The sequence below is a fragment of the Lewinella sp. LCG006 genome, from assembly GCF_040784935.1.
Classification (GTDB): domain Bacteria; phylum Bacteroidota; class Bacteroidia; order Chitinophagales; family Saprospiraceae; genus Lewinella.
In genome coordinates, this window is sequence record NZ_CP160680.1 from 4,847,007 (window position 1) to 4,869,474 (window position 22,468).

16 protein-coding genes are annotated in these 22,468 nt (G+C 47.1%); 4 read left to right on the forward strand and 12 right to left on the reverse strand.

Annotated features, from left to right (window positions below):
• Positions 1-164: 164 nt before the first annotated feature.
• Complete coding sequence (locus tag AB0L18_RS17410) at positions 165-2,750, forward strand: gliding motility-associated C-terminal domain-containing protein (RefSeq protein ID WP_367388585.1); 2,586 nt, start codon at positions 165-167, stop codon at positions 2,748-2,750.
• 43 nt (positions 2,751-2,793) lie between these two features.
• Here AB0L18_RS17410 and AB0L18_RS17415 read toward each other — a convergent pair whose 3' ends face one another.
• From AB0L18_RS17415 to AB0L18_RS17435, 5 genes are all read right to left on the reverse strand, one after another.
• Positions 2,794-3,753 carry a PorP/SprF family type IX secretion system membrane protein gene (locus AB0L18_RS17415; protein WP_367388586.1) on the reverse strand — a complete coding sequence of 320 codons (960 nt, stop codon included), beginning with the start codon at positions 3,751-3,753 and terminating at the stop codon, positions 2,794-2,796.
• Positions 3,754-3,947: 194 nt separating this feature from the next.
• Entirely contained in the window at positions 3,948-5,267 is a 1,320-nt protein-coding gene (locus AB0L18_RS17420; protein ID WP_367388587.1) for an aminotransferase class I/II-fold pyridoxal phosphate-dependent enzyme, read from the reverse strand.
• Positions 5,268-5,340: 73 nt separating this feature from the next.
• Positions 5,341-6,453: an FAD-dependent monooxygenase gene (locus AB0L18_RS17425; RefSeq protein ID WP_367388588.1), complete on the reverse strand. Its 1,113-nt coding sequence runs from the start codon at positions 6,451-6,453 to the stop codon at positions 5,341-5,343.
• Entirely contained in the window at positions 6,450-8,540 is a 2,091-nt protein-coding gene (locus tag AB0L18_RS17430; protein ID WP_367388589.1) for a LodA/GoxA family CTQ-dependent oxidase, read from the reverse strand. Before AB0L18_RS17430 ends, AB0L18_RS17425 begins: the two co-directional genes overlap by 4 nt.
• 81 nt (positions 8,541-8,621) lie before the next feature.
• Positions 8,622-9,590, reverse strand: coding sequence for a ferritin-like domain-containing protein (locus tag AB0L18_RS17435; RefSeq protein ID WP_367388590.1), 969 nt, complete (start codon positions 9,588-9,590; stop codon positions 8,622-8,624).
• Positions 9,591-9,951: 361 nt separating this feature from the next.
• On the opposite strand from AB0L18_RS17435, the gene AB0L18_RS17440 reads away from it, so the two are divergent.
• From AB0L18_RS17440 to arsS, 3 genes are all read left to right on the forward strand, one after another.
• Positions 9,952-11,628 carry an alkaline phosphatase family protein gene (locus AB0L18_RS17440; RefSeq protein ID WP_367388591.1) on the forward strand — a complete coding sequence of 559 codons (1,677 nt, stop codon included), beginning with the start codon at positions 9,952-9,954 and terminating at the stop codon, positions 11,626-11,628.
• A gap of 310 nt (positions 11,629-11,938) precedes the next feature.
• On the forward strand, positions 11,939-12,277 hold the full coding sequence (locus AB0L18_RS17445) for an arsenosugar biosynthesis-associated peroxidase-like protein (protein WP_367388592.1): 339 nt from the start codon (positions 11,939-11,941) through the stop codon (positions 12,275-12,277).
• A 62-nt stretch (positions 12,278-12,339) separates the two neighbouring features.
• Positions 12,340-13,410: an arsenosugar biosynthesis radical SAM (seleno)protein ArsS gene (arsS, locus tag AB0L18_RS17450; RefSeq protein WP_367388593.1), complete on the forward strand. Its 1,071-nt coding sequence runs from the start codon at positions 12,340-12,342 to the stop codon at positions 13,408-13,410.
• A 53-nt stretch (positions 13,411-13,463) separates the two neighbouring features.
• Here arsS and tnpA (AB0L18_RS17455) read toward each other — a convergent pair whose 3' ends face one another.
• The 7 genes from tnpA (AB0L18_RS17455) to AB0L18_RS17485 all read right to left on the reverse strand — a co-directional run bounded on the left by tnpA (AB0L18_RS17455) (position 13,464) and on the right by AB0L18_RS17485 (position 22,278).
• A complete protein-coding gene (tnpA, locus tag AB0L18_RS17455; RefSeq protein ID WP_367388594.1) occupies positions 13,464-13,898 on the reverse strand; it encodes an IS200/IS605 family transposase in 435 nt (144 codons plus the stop codon).
• A 405-nt stretch (positions 13,899-14,303) separates the two neighbouring features.
• Complete coding sequence (locus tag AB0L18_RS17460) at positions 14,304-14,951, reverse strand: intradiol ring-cleavage dioxygenase (protein WP_367388595.1); 648 nt, start codon at positions 14,949-14,951, stop codon at positions 14,304-14,306.
• 59 nt (positions 14,952-15,010) lie between these two features.
• Positions 15,011-16,498 (reverse strand): ArnT family glycosyltransferase, encoded by a 1,488-nt coding sequence (locus AB0L18_RS17465; protein WP_367388596.1) that lies wholly within the window; start codon positions 16,496-16,498, stop codon positions 15,011-15,013.
• Between the two features lie 21 nt (positions 16,499-16,519).
• Positions 16,520-17,962: a T9SS type A sorting domain-containing protein gene (locus AB0L18_RS17470; protein WP_367388597.1), complete on the reverse strand. Its 1,443-nt coding sequence runs from the start codon at positions 17,960-17,962 to the stop codon at positions 16,520-16,522.
• 11 nt (positions 17,963-17,973) lie between these two features.
• Positions 17,974-18,951, reverse strand: coding sequence for a DUF5991 domain-containing protein (locus AB0L18_RS17475; RefSeq protein WP_367388598.1), 978 nt, complete (start codon positions 18,949-18,951; stop codon positions 17,974-17,976).
• A gap of 179 nt (positions 18,952-19,130) precedes the next feature.
• Entirely contained in the window at positions 19,131-19,607 is a 477-nt protein-coding gene (gene tnpA, locus AB0L18_RS17480; RefSeq protein ID WP_367388599.1) for an IS200/IS605 family transposase, read from the reverse strand.
• A gap of 217 nt (positions 19,608-19,824) precedes the next feature.
• Positions 19,825-22,278, reverse strand: a complete 2,454-nt coding sequence (locus tag AB0L18_RS17485; protein ID WP_367388600.1) for a heavy metal translocating P-type ATPase — start codon at positions 22,276-22,278, stop codon at positions 19,825-19,827.
• Positions 22,279-22,468: the final 190 nt, after the last annotated feature.

Below are 22,468 nucleotides of genomic sequence, written 5' to 3' on the forward strand. Positions count from 1 at the left end.
TAAAATACATTTTCATCAATAGACTAGAAAATATATAATCAAGTGTGATTTTGCCTATATCTAGCGTGTTTTTTTAGCCTACCACAAAAATTGTCAGAGAACCGATGCTTTTATGTGCACAGTATAACCATAAACCTCCCAATGTTTAAGTAAATTACAATCCATTGTCAACTGAACCGATGTCATTGTTACGGGTTTCCCTTCTTTCTTTCGTTTTTTCTTTCCTTTACTTTATCGTAAATAGCCAGACCTTTCCTTGCGATGGCCGCTTGATGTTGTCTGCGGCCTCGAGCAATACCACTGTTTATAGCATTAGTTTCGGTGGGTTTGGAGCTGTCTTCTACAGTGGCTTTCCCGTTTACATTGGGGAAAGCTTTGATGCGGTAGGCTTCAATCCAAAGGACAATTACATTTATGGCTTTCAAGCAAGTACCCAGTCTATCGTAAGACTTCGCTCCAATGGCAGCTACGAAGTAATCGGTACGGTACCCCAGCTGAATGCTTATGCGGGAGATTGTTCTCCGGAAGGATTGTACCTCTGCCATAGCAATGAGCTGGACAAGATCTTGGTCTATGAGGTGATTGATAACTTTCAACTGGTCAATCAGCTGGATCTTTTTTGGGATCCCGAATCAGAAAATAGTGGACCTTTTACAACTCGATTGGATGATTTTGCTATCGACCCCAATGATCCAACCGTAGCCTACGCTTTTCAGGGTAATTATTTGCAGAATGATTTCCTCCCCGCAGCCACTCGTGGGTATCTCCTGCGCATCAACCTGGACTTTACCGACCCCAATGCTGGTATGGTGACGCCGGTTGCGGCTATTCCCATTAATGTTATACTTCAGCTGGGGAGTCTGTTTTTTACGAAGGAAGGCCAGCTGTTTGGTTTAGGGCCCTTCACTACGGGGCCGTTTATCGAGAACCGGTTGATTTCCATTAACCCAACCACGGGAGCTACCTTTGTCCAGGGATTGAGTCCGCCGCAAGCGGCGATCAGTGATGGTTGTTCTTGTCCTTATAGTCTTTCTTTTGAAAATGATATTATCACCCGTTTTACGCCTTGCAGCAATGCTGAATTAAGCTTTGTCTTGAAAATCAACAATCGCTCCAATATACCATTGACCGATCTCATGCTTACGGATACGATCCCCGAAGGAATCATTATCCAGGGTGTTACCGGAGGTTTTAGCGGTACGATTGCTCCGGGTACCGGGGTGGGCACCAACTTGATAACCATTAATAATCTCAACGTCGCTCCGAAAGAGCAAGTGGTCATTACGATCAATGCAGCGGTGGTAGATATTCCTGTCGGCTACATCGATAACCAGGCTCATCTTTTCAATTTACCATCGCTTTTTGGCGGCTACATGGCGTCTGATGATCCACAGACGGTCGGATTCATCGGCGATGCGTCTCAATTTGCCTCCAATCCACAACCGATTGATCAGGTACAGGTAGAGGTTATCCCTCCGTCCAATTGTCTTGACGCCAATGACGCTCAGATGATTGTCTCTTCCCCTTTGCTGTTGGCGGGAGAAAATTATCAAATTAAATTACGTAATCAGAGTTGGGAGGAGTTCAATTTTCAGTTGGACATTGATAACGATCAAACCTTCGTATTAGATAGTCTCCGTCCTGGAGAATATCATATTGCCCAGGTTACCCCTCAGAACAGCAGGTGTAGTTTTGCCTGGAAGGATACCACCATTATAATTGATCCTCCCAACGAGCAATTGCAAGTAACAGCCACCAGTAACAGCCCGCTTTGTGCAGGCTTGCCCCTGCAACTTAATGCCACCGTAGATCCGGATGGTAGTGTTACCTGGAGGGGCCCCGAAATCTTTTTTTCCACCCAAGAGCAAACACAAATAAATCCGGTAACGCCTGCTTATACAGGCACTTTTGAGATGACAGCAAGGTATGGCGCTTGTGAGCAAGTTAGAACCATTGAAGTTGAAGTGGCGGAGGAAATTCAGGCCTCCATCATGGGGGAACTTGAATATTGCGAAAGAGAAGATATGGTGCTCAGCGCAGAAGGTAATGGTACGTTGGAGACGTTCCGGTGGTCGGGGCCAGCGGAGTTGCAAAGTAGCGACTCGCTAATAAGCATACCCACCATCCGCCCAGATCAGGCTGGACAGTATGAAGTCTTTATCGATAATGGGTATTGTACCGATACAGCCAGCGTTTGGGTGACAGTGCTTCCTTCTCCAAGCATTGTTTTGCCTCGGGTGATCGAAACTGATTTCTGTGAAACCGTCAGTTTAAGCTCCGAGATCACGGGAGACAACGCGGTAAGCTACTCCTGGACCCCCAACGAAGGACTAAGTTGCTACGATTGTCCCGCACCGACCTTGCAGGTACCTTTTTTATCTCGTTATCAGTTGACGGTCATCAACGACTATATGTGCACGGATACAGCCTTGGTAAGCCCGGTCTTAGCGAGGGAAAAGCTGATGTACGTCCCCAATGTTTTTAGCCCCAATCGTGACGGTATCAATGACTATTTTCAACTGTTTCCAGACTGTGGGGTGGCGGCCCTTAAAAACCTGGCTATCGTCGACCGCTGGGGGGCTGTCGTTTACGCAAAAAGCACCATTGACCCCCAGGATACGAGTGATTTTTGGAATGGCATGATTAACGGCAAAGTTGCTCCCGCCGGCGTCTACATTTGGCAGGTAGAGGTAGCACTGGTGGATGGCTCCCAGCTGAAGTTGTTTGGAGATGTGACGGTGCTGCGGTGATCTATTTGGTATTGTTTTCGGTTCTTTTCTTGGGTAGCAGATTTTACCTGCCGAAAACATACCCCAAAGAAAATTCATGTGCATTACTCTCCGTAGATTGGAACCGATCAAAGGAATACCCTAGTAGAATACCGTTTAATTCTACCATTGTTGATAAAACGAATACATTGACATCTCTCCCGTCAAAATTTTGGGTTGTTTTTGCAAGAAGGCCTAATTGCAAGAAATCAAACTCATTGGCTTTGAAATAAAATTTTCCTGCAAGGCCAAAGAGAAGTTGGTCAAAAAAACCTTGTTTAAAATAGAGAAAAGAAGGAGCCAAGGATATTTTAGCCATGATCGGGACTTCTGCAACTCCGTGAATGGTGTAGCGAAGATCCGGTCTTACGGTTCCAGTTTCGAAGAAAGAAACATTTGGTTTATTCAAATGAGCTATTCCTGACCCAAGTTGAAACTGAAACCGATTTTGTGAAATGTACTGCCAGTTTATTCCTGAAGAGAAATCGGGGTAGCTTATCTTCGACTTAAAATCTTCTGGCTCTGTACCAGGAGACCATTCCAAATCCAATTTCTTCGTTACAACCCCCAGATTAAACCCTAATGATATGTTATGGTGGGCATCTTTAGTATCACCTAAATTTTGGGATATCGAAGTTGAAAGGTTATATGAATTGGTAGATAAGGATTGACCTGCATTATCTAAGAGGGCATGCATTCCCAAGCTCAATTTACGTTTACTGCCTTCGTTAAATTTATACTCAAATGACGCCGCACTGGTATTAAAAGCATTTTTGCCTAGTAGAGAGCGCCATTGGTCTCGATATTTCGTGCGAAGCCTGATATTTCCTTTGAAGTTTCCTGTTAGCGAAGGGTTGAAATAAATCGGCATGTTTTCCCACTGTGTAAAGATTACGTCTTGCGCTAGCAATTGAGGTTGATAAGCATGCAGAAAAAGTAGAAGAATAACCATTCGTATTCCTCCTTTTATTTCGAAATGTAGCATTCAACAAATATTTTTTAGCTAATAAAGTTTAGGTGGTAAATCTAAGCAGTAATTTCGGTATTGGCATAGCGATCTTGTGGGGGCGAAAGTCGTGTAGGGGGGAGACGAGTACGGCGTCACTTTAAGTAGCCAAGGGAAGAGAGACTTTAATAATGCTCGTAGCAATGGCTTAGCTGTTTCCCGACATCAGCTTTTTAAATCAAAGTTGGTAGATAACTTGTCATCCTATCCATAGCTACTTCCAAATGGGCAAGAGGAACTGCGGTGTACACGATTCTGAAAAGCCCTTTTTTCTGATGCTGAAAACCCGAACCAGGGGTGAGCAATACGCCCGTGTTTTTATAAATATCCACCCAGAGTGCTTCCTGGCCTTTGTCACTGTTCTCTTTTAGGAATTTAGAAAAATCTGCCCAAACAAACAAACTTCCCCTGGCGGGAACGTAGGGGACTTCCATTTTTCTTAAAGCCGAAACCACCAGCTTATAGCTTTGAGTAAGGCGCGCTTTGTTTCCCTGTATATAGCTTTCCATAAAAGCTGCATCACTAAGCATTACTCCTACCATCCACTGGGTAATATTTGAAACCAGGTGAGGAATATTTAGATTCCCCAGGCCCGTCATGAAAGCTGCGTTGAGCGAATGCACCACACCAAACCGCAATCCAGACATGGCAAAATCTTTGGAGAAGGCATACCACAAATGCAAATAATCACTTTTTGCTTCGTGCATGATGGTGGCAAAAGAAGCATAGCTTGAGGTGGCTTGGTAGTCCTTTTGCAAGTCCTTTTCTTGGGTGTCAATCAAGGAAAGCCCGTAGATTTCATTGACAATCAGGTGAACCTTATGGGCCATACACCAGTCTGCCAACTCCCACAATTGCTGTTTTGTATACCTGCACCCCGTGGGATTGTCGGGAGAAGTGATCAATAATATTTTGAAGCACTTTCCCTGAGCTTCTAGTGCTGCCCAGGCTTTATCCAGGTCTGCTGGTTGGACGGGGGCCTCGGAGCCCATTTCGGTTAGCTCATAATGTGTCTGAAGATCGTAGCGCTCCATGCCACTTTTTAGTCCTAGATCGTTGGTATACATCGGATAGGATGGTGCGGGGATCACCACCACATCACCAGGATTGGCCAGCACAAATGAACTGACTTCTATAATTGCTGAGGCACCGGCCGAGAAGCCAATGGTGTCGGCAGCAATGGGGCATTTGCAGAGGTAGCGTTCCATGAATAGCGCTACTTGGGCTCTGACCTCCGGATGTCCTAAAAGGTCGGTATAATTCAATACCCAATCGGGCATTTCATTTTGCTGAAGAATAGTGGCCAACTGCGCTTTAATGGTCGATGAGGAAAGGGTGTTTTCTGCAACATTCAAAGGAAATGCACCCTCGGGGTTGCTATCAGGACAATACAGATTTTGATTGGCATCCATAAATAATTCAAAATCAATTCTAGCGGGATTTTCGGCCAAGGCACGGCCTCTGGTAGATAGGCTATTGGTTTGATCAGTCATGTTATCCTTTATTATTTTATCAAAAGTAAAAAAATACAAACAGGCCATTTCTCCTCCAGGCCGCTTTTTTAGCTCAAATGCTATGCCTTTTACGCCAAAAAGCTTGGTTGGCCCAGCGCTGTTCCTGTGCGTAACTATAGGTTTTGTTTTTTTGGTACGCTGCATAGCGTTGACGAACGAAGTCTGAAAAACTAGAAGACGGGGCCTCTTTTTTGAAAAAGGAACTCACCTTATGGAGACAAGCAATGCCATCGGAGAGCGCTTTATGAATCCCTTGAGCAGCGATGGGGTCGTAACTGGAAGCAGCATCCCCAATCGCCATCCAGTTGGAACCTTCCAACTGGGGGAGGATGCCGGAAAAGATGGGCCAGGTATGATAGGTTTTGTTTTGGAGTTTTAAGCTGGCTAGACTTTTTCCAACGAAAGAAGTTTGATCAATTGCTTTTTCAAAACCCTGCTGGTCTTTTTTTTGTAAGAAAGGCAGCATCTCTTTCTCGGTCACGACCATACTTACCAGCCGGTCATTAGGCAATTTAGCCGTATACCACCAACCTGTGGGTGTGGCCTCAAGCAGCACTTGTCGAGTAATATTACCAGCAGCGATTTGGGCAAACCTCACCATCGCAAATAGCTGATCGTCTAGTTGTTTTTCAATGCCTACTGCTTTCGCAAAACGGGCTTTGCTCCCTGTAGCGTCGATGACAAAATGGGCCTGGAGCTGATGTTTTTTTTGTGTGCTTACATCAAGGAGGCTTAAGTGATGAGGCGCATTTTCTTCTTTATCTGCATTGCTTGAAAGGAATCTTAGTTGGTACTCCAATTGCGCACCTCGTTTTACGGCTTCATTAGCCAGCATTTGGTCGAAATGAGGTCGATCCAGTCGCCAGGCAGGACCGAGAGGGTTGACGATAAAATCGTTGTATCCCACCGCCGCCCGTCCCCATACGGATGCATAACCCGGGCAAGGTGAGTGAGGACCCTCGCGAAAAGTGTCCAGGAGGCCTAGTTTCCTCAGCAACAATAAAGTATCTGGCGGGCAGCTTTCACCGATTCGCTCTTGCTCAGGGGGCTGGCTCTCAGCGATCAGTACTGAGTAGGGAGCATCTTGTAATAGGGTGATGGCCGCGGCTAAACCAGCCGGGCCACCCCCTAGAATAACAATATCGTAATGCGACCTTAATTTCAATGCTTGAGCTTCTTTTTTGGCGGATTAGCATTGAATGGCCAGATGGCTACTGGGTCGGTAGCATCACCCGGGCGTGTAAGCTTACTCTGCACTTCGAGGTAGAGCTTGGGCGAAAATTGCTGCCCCGGTAGGTCAATATTCGTACCCTGGATGATGATGCCAATTTTGTCCCAGTTTTTGACGGAATCCAGCGGGTCCTGGAACGTAGCTGCGGAGGCTGGATTGATGGCATAAGTGCCGGGCCCTCGAATTGACCAGCGTTGTTTGGGCAACACATTATTGACCACTTCTTCGGCTACGTACACGGCATCCGGGCGCTGTGATGGCCACGACCAGTAGAGCGTAGTAGCAGCGCCATTGCTCTCGTTGACACCATTCGTGTTGATCAAAGTTTGGTGAATCGAACAGGAGTTATAATCCGTTTGCCAGGGGATCGCCATAAATTTCGACATGTCGCCGGGTTCCAGTCCGTCGGTCATATCGTGCAGGGGAATCCATCCACTGCTGAGGAAGGGGACGTCGGGTTTTGCCTTGCTGTAATCCAGTTGGAAGTGTTTTATCCGGAAAGGTCCCGAACCTGATTTGCGCCAATCGGTCATATAAATTTCGGGCGACTGAACGGTATAGCTCACCTCAATACCTGGCACATACCTCCCGCCGAGACAGTTGGACAAAGAGGCCATGTCCAGCATTTCACCGGGCCCAAGTTGTTTGCCATCACCTTTGTTAAAATTATTATTGCTCCATTGCTCCAGGAGGAAATACTGGGTTTTAGTTACCGTCAGAAACGAGGTGCCGGAAGCACCCAAGGAAAGTGGCATCAGGGGGGCACCGATATTTGTTTCATCCTTGAAGGGATTACGCAGGAAGTTCAGCCCCGCCATAATGGTTTTGTCAGGATCATCTTCCGCGCTGATGGATTCCACTGCGTGGTGCGCCCTTAGAGCCATTTCTGGCAAATTAGCGGTCCACCGCTGTAGGCTGGAAGCAATGAAAACAGGCTGCACATCGCGGGCAAAAGAAGGAACATAATCTTTGTTGTACTTTTTGCCATCATAAAGCTCAGGTTGTAATTCCAGCTCTCGCACCCAGGTATCATAAACATCATCCCAGACAGAAACGACGTTGCGAATTTGGGGTGCATAGGAGGGATCGCCACAGACCACCCAGGCACCAAAAGCTTCCTCCGAAGAGCCGTCGTCGAATTTTACGGTTACGGATACCGGCCCGTCAGAGGCAGAGTCGTACCAACCCACGTTGTTGAGGTCGCCGGTCATCTGAATGGGTAGACCATATTCGTCGTATTGGCCTACGGCATTGCCCGTACTGGGGAGTACCAATAGTCTGCCTTTATCATCCGTAAGTATTGACCCCAGGGTGTCTAACGGGCCGTTGGGCTCAAACAATTCATCGTTGACATCGGCGGGAAAGCGCACCGGATAGTCGGGGTATTCCTGGATATTGCCTCCTTCACCCACTGCCGAGGGCATGGTTTTGCCATCAAAGTGGGCCACTTCTTCATATTTGGCGGAGATAGCTCTTGGTCCGGCATCAATCATCAATTGATTGAGACGGGAAGGGTCATTGATTTCACCGTGCACTTCGGGATTACGCTTTTGGGGCTGCCCATCGTAATAGTCGGGATCACCGGGTTTGCCCACCTTTTTGTAGGCATTGATTCCCAGGTTGTTGACGACGTTGTAGGCGGCCGCTTTTTTGTTGGCCAAATGCACGGTCCAGAGCAAATCGGTGACGATACGGCCATCGGCCATTTCGGTGCCTACGACGACCTCGGTACCTTCACCGCCGGGGTAGGTGTCTACTCCTTGGAAGTTGTAAGCATACAGGCGAAAACGAGCAGCTTGTTTTTTCAGTTGCCCATCCGCATCGCGGAGGTCGCTGCTGGTGACAAATTCATCCTCGGTGCCAGGTTTGATGGGTAAACCGCCGGTGGTAGTGGTGCCAGGCAGAGGAAGACCCGCACTGGTTTCAGGCGATAGGTAATATTCCTCACTGTTCCCAAAGCGGGCAAAATTGATGGTAGGATGAACCCTGAATATGGTTTTATGCTTTTTTGTTTTTTTCATTTTTTTACTTTTTGGTAGCCCCACGCAGACAAGGGGCTGAATTCCTTTATGGACTGATGCCGAAAGTTCAGCAATCCCTGTTTAGCTAAATTTAGGCGTCACCTCGTTTTCCCAACAGTTGCGAATAGCTCCACCTACGGAGGCCATGATCGGGAAAAAGCTTTGTGGATTTTCACCAGCAAACAAGCCTTCAAGAACAGCCCTTAATTCGGTAAACTGAGCGATCAGAATGGCTTCCAGCTTCTTTTGGTGAGCGTTGTATTTAGCTGGAGCTATCGCTTTGAAAGTGGTAGGTAATGATTTACCATTTTTGATTTCCATGAATTTATCGAAGTGATCATCTTCAGCGAAGGAATCATCGGCAGTATTACGGAATGTTTCGGCCATGGTTTCAGTGTTTTTGCCTTCTCCTTCGCCTTGTTCGGTGATGAGATCAATAAGAAGGTCGACCTGATGGAAGCCATTTTCTCCGGATTCGGTAATGGTCATGGAAGGCATATTACGATAAAACGCGCCGAAGAAATCAACCTGTTTTACCCCGCCTCTAATTTCATTTTTCAATTGAGCAGCTCCGTAGCGAAGTGCTTGGTAAAATTGGCCAATACTGCCGTAGTCAGTGGTCTCTTCGCGAAGATCAGGCGCCTCTCCGGAAAGTGACTCCGGCAACTCAATCAGACACATGGCGTTGATGTGTTTCAGATCCAATGGTCCAATTTCTGCGGTGTACGGATTATACTTTTTGAGCTCCGACTTGCTATCTCCTGAAAAATCGATATGCGGTATTTCTCCTTTATATGTTGGTGCCCCCAATTTAGGAGAAAGGCCATAGGCGTTGGCAATATTCGCCGCCGTTTGCAAATGGAGCATCTCTTGATTGACAACCGTTCGGATAAGCTGATAGGCCGGGTCGGTACGGTCTTTAATCGAATACATGGCGGACATGTAAAAAGGAATGGTCCAAAACTCCAGATCCACCGCATATTGAAGGTGCTGTCGGAGGTGAGAAATGTCCCACTTGTCCAGGGGGATAATAGTAGATTTCTTTTTCATAATTTGAATATGGGTTTAAAAACAAAAATGCAATATAGAACTCCAGAATCAGTCAACGCGCTTGGCACAAGACCGTATGGAAGCTGTCTTTTAGTTTGAAATAAATTCAAAAAAAAGTATCATCAATGATATTGCCTTTCAGCAAATTACTTTGATGGCAAATGTTTAAGGAAGAATATATTAGGGGAGAGGAAAGGAAAGTGAAAAATAATTTCTACTTCTTGTTTCCAATGATTAAGATAGCACTTCTTTTGGGATTTTTTCTAAACAATCTTTCTTCTGACTAAAAATGGGTATTAATACGGTGGTGTTTTCTTGGTAATTATTGCATCTTTAGCTGGTCACCGAAAACACCGTATTCATGAAACAACAAGCATCCCCTGAATTTCAAGGCCTGGACAGCTTCAAGCACGTCGTGGTGCTGATGTTGGAAAATCGATCTTTCGATAACTTGCTGGGCTTTCTTTACGAAGACCCGAAATTTGAAATTCCGCCAGGAAAAACGTTTGCGGGGTTGAACGAATCTGATCAGGAAAATCCGGTGCCACCCTACGCCGAGGGGTATACTGAAAATCCGGTTTTGAAGATCAAGGAAGCGTCGGATTTTTCCCAACCCTTTCCTGATCCGGGCGAGGTCTATCAGCATGTCAATACTCAGCTTTACAATACCATCTTGCCAAAGAGCAATCAAGGGATTGATCAAACGGAGATGACGCCACCTTATAACCTTCCCGATCCATTGCCTCCGCTAGAAGATCGCATGAAGGGCTTCGTTACTGATTATATCAACACCTTGCAAGGACTTTGGCTCGAAAAAATTGGTTCGAAAAAAAGACTTAGCAAGAAGAATCGTGCCTGCCTCAATGAAAAATACGGGGCTTATGAAAATCCAAAACCTTGTCATTATGAGGTGATTATGCAGTGCTTTAAGCCTAGGCAGATTCCTGTACTGACGACGCTGGCACGGGAGTTTGCAGTTTTTGATCATTGGTTTTGTTCTGTACCCAGCCAAACCTGGTGTAACCGGGCCTTCTGGCACGCTGGCACTTCGGGCGGTAAAGTGATCAATCCTACGGATGAAGCCAAACACCAGGGCTGGAAAGGCTTTAAAGCCTGGCGCAAAGCCGTCTGGCCAGCACCCACCCTGTTCGACCGGCTGGAAGCAGCGAATATCACTCACCATATCTATGCCGATCCACTGGTTTCCGTAACGCACCTGGTGCATGGTTTTTCGCACCATACCAACCTGGTTCCCAATTGGAACGACCTGGAGGAGTTTCGCAAAGATATCAACGGCGAAAGCAGCCGCCCCTTCGCACAATACTCTTTTATCGAGCCCAAATTTTTTGGCAAACACAATGATCAGCACCCTTCTTCGGTCAAAAGCGGTTGGGATGTCAATGATGGTAAAACCGTAGAAGGAACTGTCCGCCTCGGTGAAGACCTGATCCGCAATGTCTACAATATCATCAAGGACAGCCCCCTCCGCGATGATACCCTCTTGATCATCACCCACGATGAACATGGCGGCTGTTTTGACCACATTTATCCCGGCCCTACGGAGGCACCCCACTTTCCCGGCAAGGGAGAAAAAGATTTCGACTTCAAACGCCTCGGCATCCGGGTACCAATGGTGATGGTCGCCTCCTCGATTCCCAAGAACACGATTGTCAATGAAGTTTTTGACCATACTTCTTTTATTAAAACCATGTGTAAGAAATGGCAATTAGAAGGGTTGCAGGCCAGGGATATGTCTCCCAATACCCATACGTTTGAACACATCTTTTCAAAAGAAAAGCGCAGTTGTTGGCCAGATTTGCCTCCGCCACCTACCGAAGCCATTCCCTGTACGGAGGAAGACTATCACAATCATCCGCTCAACGAGCTTCAGCGTTCCATGCTGATGGTGGCCGTCAAAATTGCTAGAGAAAACAGTAAGGCTAGTAAGCAAAAAATACGCACGGTCAGGCTGGATAATATCAATACCGTCAAACAAGCTATAGATTACCTGACGGAGATAAAGCCACATGTGCATTAGGGGCGATGCCCTCTACATGTAGGCTGTACAATCTGAGGGTGAATTAGGTTGCGCGTGGCTTTAGCCCGCTACGAGTTCTTTTCGTTCGACGGGTGCGGACTAATGCCCGCGCAACCTGGCTTTGGGCAACTTTTACCGAGCAATTTAGCTTGTCAAAAAAGAGCTAAAATCCGTCACATAAAAATGCCCTCAGATTGAACAGCCTACTTCCACTTGTCCAACTACGGACATTGGCCCCTGCATATATTTTGCCATCTGAGGTTTTTGTGCTAGTATTGCTCTCTTTCAATACAACTAGCATTCCAACAACATGGAAAAGAAATATTTTGATCCTCAGGACCTACGCAAATTCGGTAAGATCACTGAGCTGCAAGAGGAGATGGGAACCAAATTCTTCGAGTATTACAATACCGTATTCAAGGGAGACACAGCACTGACGGAGCGCGAAAAATCCTTGATTGCGCTTGCCGTTGCCCATACCGTACAGTGTCCCTATTGTATTGATGCTTACACTTCAGCTTCTTTGGAAAAAGGTGCTGATGAAGAGCAAATGATGGAAGCCGTACACGTAGCTGCCGCAATCAAGAGCGGTGCCGCATTGGTATTTGGTGTGCAGATGATGAACCACGCTGAACGATTGTCCATGTAATTTTGTTTGTGGACTTATCTTCTTCCTTCGGGCAAATGTAAACTTTCCCTAAAAAGCAACAGATGGCTATTAAGCAAAAAAGCAAATCCCTCAAAGCAAGGGGGAATAACCTTTCGGATACTTTTGTACAATTGAATGTACTGAATGGAAAGGATATTGTGGATTCAAAATTTCCGGGTTTTGGTGATAAGATCGCCGAAATCGGGCACCGTCCACTAAAGACCAATCCCGTTGAGATTTTCCAATTGAATATTGGTAAATTATGCAACCAAACTTGCGCTCACTGCCACGTGGATGCTGGCCCCGACCGCAAGGAAGAGAATATGGATCGCGCTACGCTGGAGCGTTGCCTACAAATTATTGCTTCCGTACCTTCCATCAAAACGGTCGACATTACCGGCGGTGCTCCGGAGATGAACCCCCACTTTCGGTGGTTTGTTGAGGAAGTAACGGCTCTGGGCAAGCAAGTAATTGATCGTTGCAATCTCACCATTCTGTGTGCCAATCCTAAGTACCACGATCTTCCCGAATTTTTCGCAAAGCATAAAGTACAAGTCGTTTCCTCATTACCGTATTTCTCTAAGAAGCGGACGGATAGTCAGCGGGGAGATGGCGTTTTTGAAGATTCTATCAAAGCCCTGCAGATGCTCAATGCAGTAGGGTATGGCAAGGAAGGCACAGGCTTGGAACTACACCTCGTCTACAACCCAAGTGGTGCTTTTTTACCAGGTGGACAAGAGACCCTCCAGGCAGAGTTTAAGCGGCAACTGAAGCGTAAGTTTGATATTGATTTCAATATGCTTTTTGCCATTACCAACTTGCCTATTGCTCGTTTTCTCGACTACCTGTTGGAGAGTGGCAACTACGAAGAATACATGCACAAATTGGTAGAAGCTTATAATCCTGGTACGGTAGAAGGCCTCATGTGCAGGAATACCCTGTCCATCAGCTGGGATGGCTTCATCTATGATTGTGATTTCAACCAGATGCTGGACTTGAAAGTCGCAAGCACCAGCCAGCACATCGATGATTTTGACCTGGATGCGCTCAAAAACCGCAATGTGGTTGTCAACCAGCATTGCTATGGCTGTACCGCTGGCGCGGGATCAAGCTGTGGTGGAGAGATTGCGTAAGGCTTCCTTCACGCCGTTGCTCCGTTAAACCCGATCCGACGGAGCAACGGCGTTTAATCCTTGTACACGGCTGCTTGGAATTGATAATCCTGCCATTCCAAATCAAAAGATGTAGCGCGATGATGTTCTTCTTGGCGCTCAATATAGCGTCTGGTGTTAGGTACCCGATCTGGGCTCACCGAAAACGCTGCATAACCATCCTGCCAATTAAAGTACAATTCTGAAAGATTATTATCGCGTATCCAAGTGTGGGAAATGCCTTTGAAGTTTTTCACAACAGTCGATATACTGAATTTTGGATGCAGCCCAACAAGAAGATGAACATGGTCTTCTATCCCATTGACAAAATCCAGGTGATAGCCTTTGTCTTTGGCAATTTCACGAAACTTGTCGTAGAGTTTGTATTTAAGCGAGGGAACGATAAGTGGTTGCCGGTTTTTTGTTGCCCAAACGAGGTGTATCCATACCGCGTGGTAAGATTGTGCCATTATAAAATCATTTTTCTCCGGTTTATCACGGAGGGTCAGAGAGATTAATACCAGGCTAAATTATGGCTTTATCATCTTAGATGCAAATTTCTGAGCTTATGCTTCCAGCTCTCTAGCGTCGGGTTTCAAACCTGACGCTTTGATTGCTCCCCGAGGCCGGGTATGAAACCCGACCTTACGGAGTTAAGAGCATCCCTTCATTCCAAGAGCCGGGTATGAAACCCGGCTTTACGGAGCGGTTACGTAGCTCCATCGCTATTGCGTTGGGGTAGCTTTCTGCTCCCAAGCGTCGGGTTTTATACCCGACTACATTGGGATGGCTTCTTCCTTCTTCCCGCTCTCTAGCGTCGGGGTTTCAAACCTGACGCTTTGATTGCTCCCCGAGGCCGGGTATGAAACCCGACCTTACGGAGCGTACCCCGGCACGTTCAGCCCTAATACAATATCCCGCTCTCCGTTCCACAGTAAGCCTTCTTTAGTTAGCTGTAAAATCCCGGAACCACCACGGTTTTTCAGCCTTTCCCGGCGAGATGGCGTGAGTAAAGGATCATCGTCAAAGACAAACTCATCAATGTAATATTCATTGGTTTGGGGGGGCTTCACCGTAAGGTGAATGTGCTCTACTTCCTGGCCACCAGGATAGGGAGCTGGCCGGAAAGTATAAAAAGTATAACGCCCTGCCTCATCTGTTTTTGCCCAGCCCCGATAGCGACCATGGCGGCGGCTCCAGATGCTGCTGTTGGTGCCCCCGCTGTACAAGCCTTCTCGATCTGTATGGTAAATGTAAAGAATGGTGCCAGCTGCGGGAGTTATGCCATCTGGTTCGAAAACGGTTCCCGTAAGGACTATTTTAGGTTCATTCTCTTGAAACCCAGGCAGGGTGTCGATGGCAGAAAGTTCACGATCACCATATTCAAAAAGTGCTTCACAGCCTTCGCAGGGCCCGCCAACAGTCGATGGACTTGCACTGCTTTCTTCGGCAGCGGGTGGTTGTGCATGGCAAGATGTCAAGACGAACAGTAAAAGTAGGGAGGATGCTAGGAGTTGGGACATGGATAGATAGATTGGTACGGTTCTTTCACCGGTAAGTTCGGGTTTTTAACCCAATCTTGCTACTTTTCACCCTCAACCTTCAAGCACTTACAAGGAGATATTTCGTGCGAAGAACTAAAACGATAAGCACCATCCATATACAGCCAGGGATCCATTTCGCACACAACAACGGAGGTGCCTGATGGAAAATTGGAGGCCGATACTGCTCCCGGATGAACACGTGCTGGGGGCGTTTCAAGATAAACAATGTCTACATCAATACCCCGCCGCTGCGCCAAACAAGCAGCGAAAATAGCCGAAGGATTGTAGGAGGGAAGGAGCAAAGTGTACTCCGCCAAATCGTCTAAGGCTGGAAGGTAAGCGCCGTAAACGGTGGTCGAAGAATATTCCGGGCCGTGCTGGGTTTGTGCTACGTGTTGGGCCATGTTGAAGTAGGGCCAGGTAAAAAATAGTAACAAACCTGCTAGCGCTATCCAATTGGCATAAGGTGTACGTTTTTTTACCGAAATCCAGTCCAGTAGCTCCTGGAACCCCAGCCCGAGTAGCAAACAATAAAACGGAATTTGAGGCATCGCATACCATAATATCTTTGTTGAAGCGAGGGTAAGAATTAGTAGATGGATAGTGATTAACACGATCAGATAACGAAGCAAAGGTCGAACAGCAGCACTACGCCAATAGAGCAATGGTACAACGATGAGGCATAGCCACCAAGGCTGTTTGGTGGGCTCAAAAAACAGTTGCCGTAAGTAAAAGGAAGGGCTTCCTTGATGTCCTTCCAGGGGCTGGCTAAACCGCCCACCCAGTTCGTTCTCCCACAGGAGCTGAATAAACCCAGGGTCGTAGATTTCTCGCAGCAGATAATAGCCGACGAGGCTAGCCATGGGCAATAATACCGCAGTATAAACCCGCCAGTTGGTCAAGGCAGAACGATAAGCTGGCACAAACAAACAGAGCAGAAAAATACCGGGCAAGAAAAATAATGCCGCCACACCCTTGGTCCAAAGTGCCAGCGTCAAAGCGGCAGCGGAAAAGAGCAACGCACGTTTATTGTTTTCTTGAAGAAAAAGATAAAGGTAGAGCACTCCTACCGTTAACCACAATACCAACAGCGCATCAAAGTCCCCTGATCGGGCAGCATGACCATTCATGTAGAAGGGAACCGTGACAAGGCACAAGGCTGCTACAAGCCCCGCCCAACCCTTTTTTAAATGTCTGGCGGAAAAGTAAACCAAAAAGAGGCAGGTTGCCAGGGCCGCAAGAGCAGCTGGCAAGCGAACGGCCAGTACGGTAGGGCCGAATGCCTTCATAGCCAGGGCTTGCGCCCAAATGAGCACCGGTGGTTTGGTGCCCCAGTGGTCAGGTTCTCCAAGAAACGATGGTGCCAAGAGGTGGCTTTCTCCCGCCCACATTTCCAGTGCATTGACTGCCCGTCGGCCTTCGTCCCAGAGGCGTAGAGGTAGCGCATCCAGACAGTAAAATAAGAGGTAGCCACAGGCTAGTGCAGTAAAAAGTAATAAAAGAGATAATCGGGGCTGAGGTACCATTCAACAAAGGTAATGCTTATATTAATCTTCAGTAGTGACGATTAATTTTCGAGAGAATCGATGGTTTCCTATTTCGAAAAATAATTGATATAAACCAGGCTGAAAATCTCTTAGGTCCAAGGTAATGGCCTTACAGTTTTGCTTTGTTTGCCGATGGTGGATTTGGCCCAAAACGTTGGTCACCACTAAAGTGACGGAAGGTTGTGCTTCTTTGAATGCTATGGTTGTAATATGACGTGCCGGATTTGGATAAATACTCACCCAATCTGATAGGTCTTCCATGGTAGTGGTTGCAGCTACCGTACAGGCGGCAATGTATTCCGCAAAGTAAGCTGCCATATTGCTTGTCCTCAGCCAATAGTTATCCATGGCGTGGCAACTCATCGAGGGGTTGCTCGCTTGTTGCAGGCAATTCCAATTATTAGTGGTGTTGTCAAATAAATATTCGGGCGTAGCTATACCGTTCACCTCCATGGTGTCAATCATTTGCTTGATTCCCAACGAACCGTAGACTATCGGGCGATTCACAATATAACCACAGTTGGTCGGGAACCCCAACAGGCAATCGACATACCCGGCAAGTAGCCTGGAGCTACGGTAAGGGACAATCAAGTCACAAGGTTGGTGATACAGGTACAATGCCGGAGGAGGAGCAGCGGCATTGGTCATGAAAATATTATTGAAGACACCACCGTAAAAGTTGCCTACTGCACGAAGATGGTAGGGCTCACTCAGGGGTAAATTTAATGTTCCTTCGTAGTTGCCCAGGCCCGGACGAGCAAGGTCCATTGCTGCAATATTGTTAGCTAAATTGAGGGTTTGAATACAGGGGCTTTCGTACAGTTGATTGGGTGTTGGGGCCGCTGGGTATTCGGCTACTAAATCTGTCAATACTTCTGCATCCTGGTCCAGGAAGCCCACGCCCATAGCAATAAACCCGCCAGCGCTTTCCCCTACGATAAAAACGTTATTGGGATCAATCTGGTAGTCTTCCGAATGGTTGATGAGGTAGCGCACTGCTCCATGCACATCCTGTATACCTCGGTAATAGGCGCGGTACCACTCGCTGCTGTCTGTCATGTTGTAACAATTCCACTGGGGGACATTACAGTTGATGTATTGATTGGTATGGATTTGTCCCAAGCGATAACTTACGGCTGCTGTGGTATAGCCGCGTTTGGCAAAATCTTCGCGGATGCGGAGAGAATAACCTTCAGCCTTGTCGCCAGCAATCCAGGCCCCTCCGTGAACCATCACCAACAAAGGTCTGCCACAGGCTGACACTGTATCATCAGTAGGGTAGGAGAGGTCTAGAAAAAGAGAATCTGTAGCTCCCGCAAAGCCATGGGCCGTGCCGTAGAACAGATTGTTTTCTGTCTGGATGGTATAGGTCGTATCTACCCATTGTTGGCTAAATGCCAAGCCTGATAGAAAGAGAAAAAGTAAAGGGAATAAGGCTTTCATAGGCGTGGAATTTAATCCCTCAGCGTAATTTCAATGATCTTGACCTCATCCCCAATCGTACTAGCATCCAGATCATATTCCCAGTTGCGGGAATCAAGCTGGTAGCTGAAGGGGCCGTGATAGGCCGCCGTGTACCCTTCGATTTCTGAGCCGTGAATCTCATAATTGGTCAGTTTTTCGCGCAAATCACCAAGCGTCATGCCCACGGAAAGCCCGTCTTCGGTTTTTGCTTCCGGACTGGTGATGACGATCATTCCAACGAGTTGTTCATCGTTAGGGTCGGGATGGAGGTAGCCCAGAGGATTGCCATTGGGATCATTGATCAAGAAAATCTCAAAATCGCCTTCTCCGGTTTGCAGGAGGTCTTTTTTGAGCTTGGCTTGGTGGTCGGTAATTTTGTCTCCTGGTTGGATACCCATAAAAGATTTGCGGGTAATCAGCAGCTTGATATTGGTCGCTTCGTCTTCCTGGCGAACCTTCTTAAAAGCTGGCCCTACGGTGTTGTTGGCGATCATATTGGGAGTCATGCTTCCCCAGTAGGTAATCAATTGCTGGTCTTTTTGCTCCAGCTTAAATAATTCACTGCCGATAGCAGGCTGCTCAAAAAGATTGTCTTTGTCATAACCCACGAGTTTCACTTTGAGCGTGTTGCCGCTAGTAGTGCCAGCAACCAAGAGTCGTTGCATGGTTTGAAAACCATCCACATAAAGGGTGCCTTGTAGTTGGTCATCAAGTTGGAGTTCATAGCCCCAGAAGTTGCCGTCAGCTCCTTCGTTGAAGAGATAGGTGCCCGGCCAGGAAGCTTTAGGAATTGCTCTCTTAGCGGGTTGAGTAATCTGAGAGCCACTTGGCGGTGTTGCCGATTCGTCGCCGAGCTTATCGTCCGTGGTAATGGTGTCCGTTTTTTCGGCTGTGGAGGATGCTGGTTGGCAGCTCGCAACAAATAAAAAGAGCAGGCAAAAGAGGGAAGGGATATTTAAACGATTCATGTCTTTTTTATTGAATTTAGGATGAGCTTAAATCATCAATAGACAAGAGACTACAACTTTGGTTATGTCCCTTAGTATAGATGCATATCCTTATTTGATCTTGACCTCGGTAGAGGTCACCAATTGGTAGAACTTGCTGTACCGAACTAGAACGACCTCGGAGGAGGTCGAACATTGACTTAGACTATATGATCAGGTAGGAAAAAATCAAAAATTTGTTTTTTGCCCATGTCTACTTCAAAATCTGCAAGTATCTTTCTGAATTCTTCTTCAAAAGATCGAGTTTTATGATGTTCTTTTTGTTTCAAGACATACCTACAAACGGCATCTCTGTGGCTTTTACTGTATGAAAACGCTCCGAAGCCAGCTTGCCATTCAAATTTATATGGAGAAGAACATTCGTTCTTAATGAAATTATTTGAACCTTTTTTTATTTCCCGAACTAAATCCGACAAGTTTTCAGAGGGTTTGAATCCTATGAAAATATGAACATGGTCTGGCATTCCTCCTATTGCTAACATTTTGTTACCTCTGTTTTGAACAATTCCAGTCATATACCGCTGTAGGTTAGCTTCCCATTCCGGTGATATTAGGGATTGTCTATTTTTTACAGCAAATATGATCTGTATGTAAATTTGGTGGAATACGTCAGCCATATTGAGAACGTCTATTTTGTTTAGGTTAAAACTACGATAATCAATTTCATAATCAAAATGGAAGATAACGTTTATAATATGCGACCTCCTCCGAGGTCGTTTTCATTCCTGTAAGCATGGTTCTACCAATATATAACCTCTACCGAGGTCAAAACCAATAGATGTGTCACAACTCTATTATTTCTTCACGACTTTCGTCATTTTTTCGAAAGCTTAACTATTTGTTATTAAACCCTAAAAGCCGCAACGCATTGAGTACCACCACCAGCGTCGATCCTTCGTGTGCAATGACGGCGGGGCCAATTTCTGCGATCCCCATGACGGTCAAGGGGACCAGGACGACCACCATCCCCAGGCTGATGACGAGGTTTTGCTTGATAATTTGTTTGGCCTTGCGGCTGAGGGCGATGGCAAAGGGGAGGTTATCCAGCTTATCCGCCATCAGGGCGATATCGGCCGTCTCCAGGGCGACGTCTGATCCGGCGGCACCCATGGCAATGCCTACCGTACTTTTTGCCATGGCGGGGGCGTCGTTGACCCCATCACCCACCATGGCCACTTTACCTTCTTCAGCTTTCAAACGTTCGATAGCGGCTACTTTGTCTTCGGGAAGCAGGCTGCCCAGCGGATCGGTGATGCCGATCTCTGCCGCTACTGCCTCGGCCACCTGTTGGTTGTCGCCCGTGAGCATGATCATCCGGCGGATGCCGATTTTTTTCAATGCGGCCAATGTCGCTTTTGCTTCTGGGCGAGCAGTATCCATAACGGCGATGATGCCCAGGTAATGGTCGCCACGATGGATGATCATCGCCGTGTGACCACCATCTTCTAAGTCCTTCATTTGTTGGTCGAGCGCTTGGGGTACAGGTGCGCCGGTGATTTCCTCCAACAAGCGACGATTGCCAATGTGGACGGTTTCGTTGTTCATCTGGGCTTTTACGCCGCGGGCGATGAGTGCTTCCAGTTGTTCTGCTGGTGGAATTTCTCTGTCCCCTAGCTCCTTTTTTACACCCTCGACGATGGCTTTGGCCAAAGGGTGGTCACTCAGCGCCTCTACTGCGGCAGCAGCAACCAAAAGGTCTTCTCGTGCGGCGTTTTCGTAAGGAAGAGCATGGGTAAGTCGGGGCCTTCCTTCGGTAAGTGTCCCCGTTTTGTCAAACGCAACGGCGGTGAGGTTGCCCAAATCTTCGAGTGGTCGCCCGCCTTTGATGAGGACGCCCTGGCGTGCTGCGCGTGCAACTCCCGCCAGTACCGCACTAGGTGTAGAGATGGCCAGCGCACAAGGCGAAGCTGCGATAAGTACCGCCATGGCACGGTAAAAGCTATCGGCGAAAGTCTCGTCAATGACTAAGAAAGCAAAGAGCAGCAAAACTACTACCCCTAATACAACGGGCACATAATAACGCTCAAATTTATCAGCAAACAATTGGGTTGGTGATTTCTGTGTTTCGGCTTCTTTCACCAAGGTGATCAAACGCGCCAATGTACTGTCGTGCGTAGCTCGCAAAACTTTAATTTCCAAAACAGAACTACCATTGATCGTACCCGCAAATGCCCGATGTTCCGCCGGGACGTTTTCCAAAACAATATCATTTTCAGGATGCTCAATGGGGCGTTTGTCGACGGGAACACTTTCACCCGTAATGGGAGCTTGGTTGACACTACTGAAGCCCTTGATGATGATGCCATCTGCGGCAATTTTGCTATTGGGTTTTACCACAATGATAGCTCCTACTTCGAGGTCCTCAATCGGAACCTCTACCGTTTTTCCATCTCGTCGGACAAGTGCGACAGGAGGAGCCAAATCTGCGAGAGCAGAAATAGATTTTCGGGCCCGGTTCATAGCATAATGTTCCAAAGCATGCCCTAAACTAAACAGAAATAAGAGCAGCGCTGCTTCTCCCCATTTGCCTAAGGCTGCGGCTCCGGCAGCAGCTACGAGCATTAAAAAGTCAATTTCAAACTTCCCCTGACGGATAGCTCCAATGGCTTCGAGGAGCGTGAAGTAACCACCACATAGGATACCTACACTAAAAAGCCCAATCAACAAGCCAGGGGGCATACCCTCCAGAAATGACAAGATAAAACCCGATAGCCAGGCGATGCCACTACCGATGGCCAGATATAGTTCCGTATGCTCTCCCAGGAAATTGATGCCCGAATGATCATGATCATCATCCGCTTCATGGTGATGTTGGACGGGCGTTGGAGAGGGGTGATATTGAGGTTTAGTTGCGGGGGCGATACGCAAGCCCAACTGTTTTACTTTTTGCCGCAATTCCTGTTCTCCGATTTGCTCACTATCCCATTCTAGTCGGAGGGTGCCTGGTACCGAAATCATCGCCGTCATAACACCAGGTATCGCTGTTAACTTGTGTTCTAACTGACGAGCATGACGCTGATGGCGGACTTTTTTTACGCGGATCAACAGGTGTTGGTACCGTTGGGTAATTTTGGTGCCACTTTTATGGGCGATCTCTTCAACTTTCGCCAGCGAAATCAGTGCTGGTTCATAGTGAACGCATAATTGGAGGGGGACCTGCTCCTTGATGTGTGCTTCAACAATCCCCTTCTTATCATTGAGGTCTGCAAGGAGCAGTTGAATACAGGCATCTTGCTCATCGAGCAAATCCGGAAGTACGATAGGAAGGTCTAGTTGAACTTTTTGCATAAACATTTGAAAGTGAAGCGATGAAAGTAAGCGTTTCTCCAAACTATTCAAAAAAAGCCCGTTATCCGTTATGGACAACGAGCTTTTTTGTCGAATTCTTAGTAAGAAAGGTTAGAATTAACCACCGTAGAAATCGGAAATCAGAACTGGGTGTGAAGGTCCAAGTGCTAATTGAACAGCATCTGCAACT